Annotated in this window: 7 protein-coding genes; 5 read left to right on the forward strand and 2 right to left on the reverse strand. The window is 73.0% G+C overall.

Annotation, left to right across the window (positions count from 1 at the left end; all coding sequences use genetic code 11):
• Together CCN39_RS43780 and CCN39_RS43785 are read left to right on the forward strand one after the other, a co-directional pair.
• Positions 1-720: sensor histidine kinase (locus tag CCN39_RS43780; RefSeq protein WP_244211284.1), on the forward strand; the 720-nt coding region annotated here is incomplete at its 5' end.
• A complete protein-coding gene (locus tag CCN39_RS43785) occupies positions 717-1,097 on the forward strand; it encodes a response regulator (protein ID WP_086852603.1) in 381 nt (126 codons plus the stop codon). The genes CCN39_RS43780 and CCN39_RS43785, both read left to right, overlap by 4 nt.
• Positions 1,098-1,101: 4 nt before the next feature.
• On the opposite strand, the gene CCN39_RS43790 is transcribed toward CCN39_RS43785, so the two are convergent.
• Entirely contained in the window at positions 1,102-1,494 is a 393-nt protein-coding gene (locus CCN39_RS43790) for an STAS domain-containing protein (RefSeq protein WP_086852605.1), read from the reverse strand.
• A gap of 223 nt (positions 1,495-1,717) precedes the next feature.
• Here CCN39_RS43790 and CCN39_RS43795 point away from each other — a divergent pair, with 223 nt between their 5' ends.
• A complete protein-coding gene (locus CCN39_RS43795; RefSeq protein WP_086852608.1) occupies positions 1,718-2,026 on the forward strand; it encodes a DUF4326 domain-containing protein in 309 nt (102 codons plus the stop codon).
• 49 nt (positions 2,027-2,075) lie between these two features.
• Entirely contained in the window at positions 2,076-4,643 is a 2,568-nt protein-coding gene (locus tag CCN39_RS43800) for a tetratricopeptide repeat protein (protein WP_244211285.1), read from the forward strand.
• Here CCN39_RS43800 and CCN39_RS43805 read toward each other — a convergent pair.
• Positions 4,640-6,085, reverse strand: coding sequence for a phenylacetate--CoA ligase family protein (locus CCN39_RS43805; RefSeq protein WP_244211286.1), 1,446 nt, complete (start codon positions 6,083-6,085; stop codon positions 4,640-4,642). The genes CCN39_RS43800 and CCN39_RS43805 overlap by 4 nt on opposite strands.
• Before the next feature lie 28 nt (positions 6,086-6,113).
• Between CCN39_RS43805 and CCN39_RS43810 the strand changes: the two genes are divergently transcribed.
• Entirely contained in the window at positions 6,114-6,602 is a 489-nt protein-coding gene (locus CCN39_RS43810; RefSeq protein ID WP_086852614.1) for a MarR family winged helix-turn-helix transcriptional regulator, read from the forward strand.
• The last annotated feature ends 264 nt before the right edge of the window (positions 6,603-6,866 follow it).

Consider the following 6,866-nt stretch of genomic DNA (forward strand, 5'->3'; position numbering starts at 1 on the left):
TTGCACGGGTTCGGGAAGGTCACCCGGGACATGACCGAGCGCCGCAACGCCGAGCAGGCGCTGCGCGAACGCCGCCGGCTGGTCGGGCACCTGGTCGAGGCCCAAGAGGTGGAGCGGCGCCGGATCGCCTGGGACGTCCACGACGAGTCGATCCAGTCCATGGTGGCCGTCGGCATGCGCCTGCAGCTGCTGGCCTCCCGGCTGCCGGAACCGCACGCGAGCGCCGTCGCCGGCCTCGACGAGTCGGTCGCCGCCGCGATCGGCAGGCTGCGCGGCCTGGTGTCCCGGCTGCGGCCACCGGAACTCGACCGGCACGGCCTGGTGGAGGCGGTTTCGGCCTACACCGACGACGTCGCGGGCCGCTGGGGGCTGGCGCACGAGGTGCGGGACGAGCTCACCGCCGAGCCGTCGCCCGAAGCGGCCATCACCGTGTACCGGATCTGCCAGGAGGCGCTCAGCAACGTCCACAAGCACGCGCGCGCCACCCGGGTCGGCGTCACCCTGTCCACAGTGGACAACGGGACGCACGTCCGGATCAGCGACGACGGCGTCGGCACGGCGGGGGGCGACGCCGGCGCGGGCCACTTCGGGCTGGTCGAGATGCACGAACGCGCCGAAGCGGCGCACGGCTGGCTTTCGGTGGACAGCAGGCCCGGCGTGGGCACCGTCGTCGAGTTCTGGCTGCCCCTGCTGCCCGACGCGACGGAGCTCGAACCGTGACCGAGCTGCGCGTGCTGATCTCCGACGACGACGTGATGATCCGCGACGTCCTCAAGGAGGTCCTGGACGCCGAGGCCGACATCGCCGTGGTCGCGGTGGCCGGCGACGCCGACGAGGCGATCCGGCTCGCCGAGCGGCACCGGCCCGCGGTCGCCGTCCTCGACGTCCGGATGCCGGGTGGCGGCGGGGCCCGGGCGGCCCGCGAGATCGCCCGGTGCAGCCCGGACACCGCCATCCTGGCCTTCTCCGCCTACGCCGACCGGGCCTCCATCGCCGGGCTGGCCGCGGCCGGCGTCACCGAGTACCTGGTGAAGGGCGCGCCGAACACGGCGATCGTCGAGGCCGTCCGGCGGCTGGGCCGTCAGGCGGCGGGGTGAGCGGTCAGCGGACCGGCCGGACGTTCGCGACGCAGTCGAAGTCCGTCGGCAGCAGCGTGAACAGCCGCCGCACCGCGCGGGACCGCCCGGCGTCGACGGTGAGGCGGGCCCCGGCCGCGTCGGCGAGCAGCTGCGCGCGCAGCAGCGAATTCAGCCCCGCGACGGAGAAGAACGTGACACCGGCGAGGTCGATGACGAGCTCGCCGACGTCGCCGTGAACGCGGTCCTGCAGGACTTCGTCGAGGCGGCGGGCGGTGCTCAGGTCGACCTCGCCGGTCACCTCGACGAGCAGGGTGCGGGTGCCGGGGGAGAGCACGCGCAGGGACATGTGGCCGCCGGCGTTCAGCCAGTCGGTGGCGGCGAACCGGTGGTCGGCCGAGCGTGGTTCCGGAACCATCGCGGCACCCTTTCGTCAGGCAGCGGGGGCAGGCCGGAAGTCGCGGGGCGGGGGATGCCGGACTGGGGGCAGCCTGCCGGCCCGGGCGCGGAACGTCCGGCAGCGGCTGACGGCTCAACCGTGAACCTTCAGCATAGTGCACCTGCACTAGCCAGACCATCGGGCGTAACCGGATGGGAAGCGAACCGGTGAAGAATGGACCACCACGGGTGAAGGAGGCCGGATGCCGACCACGGTCGTCAACCTGAAGGGGCACCGCGACGACCCGGAGTACGCCGACGTCGTCTACGTCGGGCGGGCGATGCACCGCGGGGGCTGGCACCTCGCCGGGTCGAAGCTGGCCAGCCCGTTCCGGCCGGGCCCGGACGGCACGCGCGAGGACGTCGTCGCCCGGTACCGCGAGTACCTGCTGTCCCGGCCCGACCTCCTGGACCTGCTGCCCGAGCTGCGCGGTCGCCGGCTCGGGTGCTGGTGCGTCCCCGAACCGTGCCACGCCCAGGTGATCGCCGAGCTCGCGGATAACGGGCCGTAACAGAACAGACCCCCTGTGCGAGTAACCTGACACGAGGGGGTGAGAAATCGTGCACGCGCGGCGACTCGGCGGGTTCGACCAGGCCGAACTGCCCGCGGCCCACCGGATCCGGTGGTGGCTGGCGGCGGTCGTGGCGGGGCTCGTCGCGACCGGCTTCGCTGTCGTGCCCTACCTGCCGTTCTTCCAGTCCTGGACGTTCGTGCGCGACCCGAAGGTCGCGACCGTGATCACCTGGACCGTGCTGCAGACGTCCGTGGTGATCGTCGCCGCCGTCCTGACGCTGTACTTCATCGGCAAGGCGCGGCTGGAAGTCGCGGCCTACCGGGCCAACCAGATCGACATCCGGGTGTTCGTCGACGAACGGCCCGAAGGCAGCCACGACCGCGAGATCGACTCCGCCGTCGAGCTGACCGCCACCTTCAAGCGGTTCCTCAACGACTCCCGCCTCTACACCCCGACCCCGGTCCCGGGCGCCGGCAGCTCCTACGACTTCCTCCAGATCGTCGAGCACGCCGGCGATTCCGCGGACGGCTGGTGGAAGGCGGTCACCAAGGTGATCCGGCTCGCCCAGCCGCCCGCCGCGTTCACCGTCACCGGCACCGTCCGGCCCGGCAACACGCCCGGCCGCCACCAGCTCATCCTGGAGCTCGTGCGCGTCCCGCGGTTCGCCGCGAGCCCGCTGGTCATCGAGGACGCGAACTGGCCGCGCGTGCTGCACCGCGCGGCGAACGCCGTGGCGGCGCTGGTCATCCCGCGCAGCGCGTACGTCCGCTCCAACATCCACTGGTCGGCCTGGCGCGGCGCGAAGATCCCGTACGAGCTCTTCGACGCCTACCAGCGCGCCAACCACTTCATCGCCTACCGCCGCTACGACGAGGCCCTCGCGGAGTACTACCGGGCGGTCAGCCTCGACCCGGCCAACGTCTACATCAGACTCGAGATCGCCGCCCTGCAGGAGCAGCTGGACCTGCACCTCGACGCGCTCGCCACCTATGACGACGTGATCACCGTCTGCAGCCGGGGACACCCGCGGCTGGCGCGCTGGTGGATCGGCCCGGACTTCGCGCGCCAGCCCCGCCACGCCGGGCGCGACCGCGACGTCGCCCTGCTCATCGCCCGCTACCGGCACGCGCTCGTGCTCGGCCACGGCGACTCCGTGGCCGGATCCTGGTGGGTGCGGCGCACCACCGCGGGCGCCCCCGGCGACGCGCGGGCGCAGCGCCGCGCCGAACTGCGGGCGGCGATCGAGCTGCGCTTCCGCCGGTACGTCGACCTCGACGTCCGGACGCGCCCGTACGCGATCCCGCGGGAGAAGCGGCTCGAGCTGCACCGGCGCGTGCTGCGCGTGCCGGTCGAGGAACTGCTGGTCAGCGAGGCGACCCCGGAGCAGCTGGCCGAGTACAACCAGCGCGCGGCGGAGATGCGGTCGTACTTCGCCGCGCTGTCGCAGTACGAGATCGAGCGGCTCATCGAGGACTACCGGCGGTTCGGCCGGCGCTGGCGCCGCAGCTGGCAGCAGCTGACGAACCGCGCGCTCGACCTGTCCCTGGTCTGGTCGGTGCTGCGGCGCGCGATGGCGGACGTCGAGCCGGTCACCGGCGCGGTGCCCGAGCCCCAGCCGGCCTACCCCGGCAGCCGCGTCCGGCTCGCCGACGTCTGCCCGGACCGGCGCTGGCCGCCGGCCCCGGATGCGCTCGACGCGACCGTCGAAGCCGCCGGACCCCGCCGGTCGTGGGAAGAGTGCTACAACGCGGCGAGCGTGTACGCGGTCGCGATGCTCGAAGTCGGCCCGCGTGGCGAGCGCGACCTGCGCGACCGTGCCCGCAACCCGCGCCTGCTCGGCGAAGCCCGGGACGAGGTGGCCCGCCGCGCGGTCCGCGAGCTCTACCACGCGGCGACGATCAGCCACAGCGGACGGCTGCCGGAGCGCCGCTCCTGGGTGATGGGCGAGGACCCGGACCTTGCGGCCCTGCGCGGCCACGAGCTGTTCCGCGTGTTCGAGATGGTGACGTTCTCCCCGGACCGCGCGGCGCCGCTGCGGCCGCAACGCGCCCACGTCTGGGAACAGGTCGGCTACGTCCGCCGGCTCGTCGCCGAGATCGCGGGCTGCCGGGCGCACTTCTGGCGCGTCCGCGCGCTCGACGAGGGCCCGCCCCCGGACGGCCGCACCCTGGACCGCTGGCGTTCGGCCGACCGCGACGCCTGGCGGAAGCTGGCGCGCCTGGCGGCCGGGAAACAGGACTGGTACACGCGCTACCAGGCGATCTGCGCGTTCCGCGAGTGGTCGGCCGAGTCCGGCTACCCGGGTTCGATCTCCGGGTTCCCGCTGTTCTGCGAGGAAACCCTGCATGCCCAGCTGCGCGGCGCGGCGGGCCCGCGCGCGAAGACGAACCTCGACACCAACATCGTCGTCCGCGAGTACGTCCGCCTCTGCGACCGCCGCCTGGACCACCTGGTGGCGGACATCGCCGAGCTCACCGAGCAGTCCACGATCGAGGACTTCGCGAGCTGCGCCGAACTGTGGGCGGCGCTGTGCTCGTGGTTCGACGACGACATCGCCGACGGCTCCTCGGCCGATGAGCGCCGCGAGCGGTTCCGCAAGCTCGCCCGGCCCTAACCCGGCCGCGTGTAGCGGTGCTTCACCCCGACGGGGAAGTACTCGGGGTCGCCCGCCGGGCGCAGGACGACGTCCGGCAGCTGCCGCTCCGCCGGGACGTAGTGCGCGAACTCGCTGTTGAGCCTCAGCAGCTGCTCGCGGACCGCCTCGGCGATCCGGCCGGCGTCGGCGGTGGCGCCCGGTGCCGTCTCGACCGTGACGCGCAGCCGGCGGTCGCGGTCGGCGTCCTCGACCGACTCGATGACGAACTTGCCCGTCACCGTGTCGCTGATGCCGGGCTGCTCCAAGCCGACGGTGACGTTCTCGGGGTAGACGTTCGCGCCGAAGAACGACACCGTGAACAGCGAGCGGCCGAACACGTAGACGAACGGCAGCTCGGGGCCGGGCGGTGGGGTGAAGCCGTGCCGGGCGCAGTAGGCGAGCAGTTCGGCGTGCGGCAGGAGCCCGCCGTCGTCGGCGATGTGGTAGCGGATGAGCGGGATCCCGCCGTCCGCGGTGAAGAGCAGCGTGCCGTCCTGGACTTCGAAGAAGCGGCTCGCCGGGTCGTACTGCACGAGCGTCGGCAGCCGTGCGTCGCCGAAGACCTCGCGGGCCAGGTCCGGGCGGCCGGCGACGAACCGGCGGATGCTCGCCGAAACGGGGGTTTCGGTGCCGAGCACGCCCGCGTCGGCCGTGCCGTAGAGCGACGCGATGTCGCGGACCGGGTCGGCGATCCCGGCGCGCCCGGCCACCAGCTCGCGCCACTGCTCGCTGAACACCTCGCCGGCGAGCACGAGCTTGATCGCGTACGCGGGCCAGTCGACGCCTTCGGCGAGGCCGGTGTCGACGACGTCCTTGACGAACGGCGGGTAGCCCAGCAGCACGACCTGGTCGAAGTGCGGCGCGAGCTCGGGCAGCACGCGCAGGATCTCGGCCTTGTTGTTGCCCGGCGCCACCACGGTGATCGGGCAGCCCTTCGCGGCGAGGTGGCGCACGCAGGCCGTGGTGAACAGGCCGCCGACCCAGGTGCCGAGCGGGAAGCAGACGACGGCGAGGGTGCTGCGCCGATCCGCGGCGAAGGCGTCGACCAGGACGGTTTCGAACCGCCGGGCGACGTGCAGCTCGTCTTCGAGGGCCCGCGGCCAGATCGTGGGGTGGCCGCTGGAGCCGGAGGAGACGGCGATCATGTCGAGCCCGGCGAAGCTGCCGCCGCGGCACAGCTCGGGCAGCGGGTACTTCCGGTGGTAGCCGGCCTTGTCGGTGCGGGGCAGCTGCCGGAAATCCGGCACGGTCCTGACGGTCCCCGGCTCGATCCCGTGCTCCCGCAGGAACTTCCGGTACGCGGGCACGGTTTCCGCGGTGCGGTGGAAGAGCTCGAGGACGGCGTCTCCCGGCGGCGGTTGCGCGGGCCCGAAGAAGGTGTCGAACGCCTGCCGCACGCGGGTCTGCCGGCCGAGGTCCATGATCGGAGCATAGCGGCGGGGGCGTGTCATGATGGGCGCCGTGACGACCTCGGCCCAGGAGCAGCCCGCCGGCCCGCCGTTGACCCTCTACCTGGTCAAACGGCTCGAGCTGGTGATCAGGGCGCTGCTCGACGACGCCCTGCGGCCGCTCGGGCTGACAACGCTGCAGTACACGGCGCTGAGCGTCCTCGAGGCCAGCGGCGCGCTGTCCTCGGCCCAACTGGCGCGGCGGTCGTTCCTGCGGCCGCAGACGATGCACGAAATGGTGCTGACGCTGGAGAAGCGCGGCTTGATCGCGCGGACCCCGAAGGCGGGCAACAAGCGCGTCCTGCTGGCGGGCCTCACGGACGCCGGCCGCGAGCTGCTCGCGGGCTGCGCGCCGGCGGTCACGGAGCTGGAGAGCGCGCTCTTGGCGGACCTGACCCCGGGTCAGCGAGCGACGTTCCGCGAAGGTCTCCAGCACGGCGTCGCGGCACTGGGAGCGCTTTCGGGACAGCGGCGAGCACAGGAAGCCTGACGGCGCCGGAGGTATCCCTTCGGGGACACCTGGTGGATCGTGCTCGCCCGACTGGAGTCTCGGGTGAGGCAAGCTGAGCCGGAAGTGCTAGGCCGACCGAGTGGAAGCGCCGGACGGCCCGTAGCAGGGGTGTGGGGTGAGGCGTTGGAGGGTACGTCCCAGGCCTGTTCTCACCGTGGAGGTTCGCCAACGTGACCGGGGCTCGCGAGGTGGGCGGCGCATCGGTCGCCGTCCGCAGGCTGCTGGTCCTGGCCGGGGCGGTGG

Origin of the sequence: Amycolatopsis kentuckyensis (assembly GCF_002155975.1) — a bacterium.
GTDB lineage: Bacteria > Actinomycetota > Actinomycetes > Mycobacteriales > Pseudonocardiaceae > Amycolatopsis > Amycolatopsis kentuckyensis.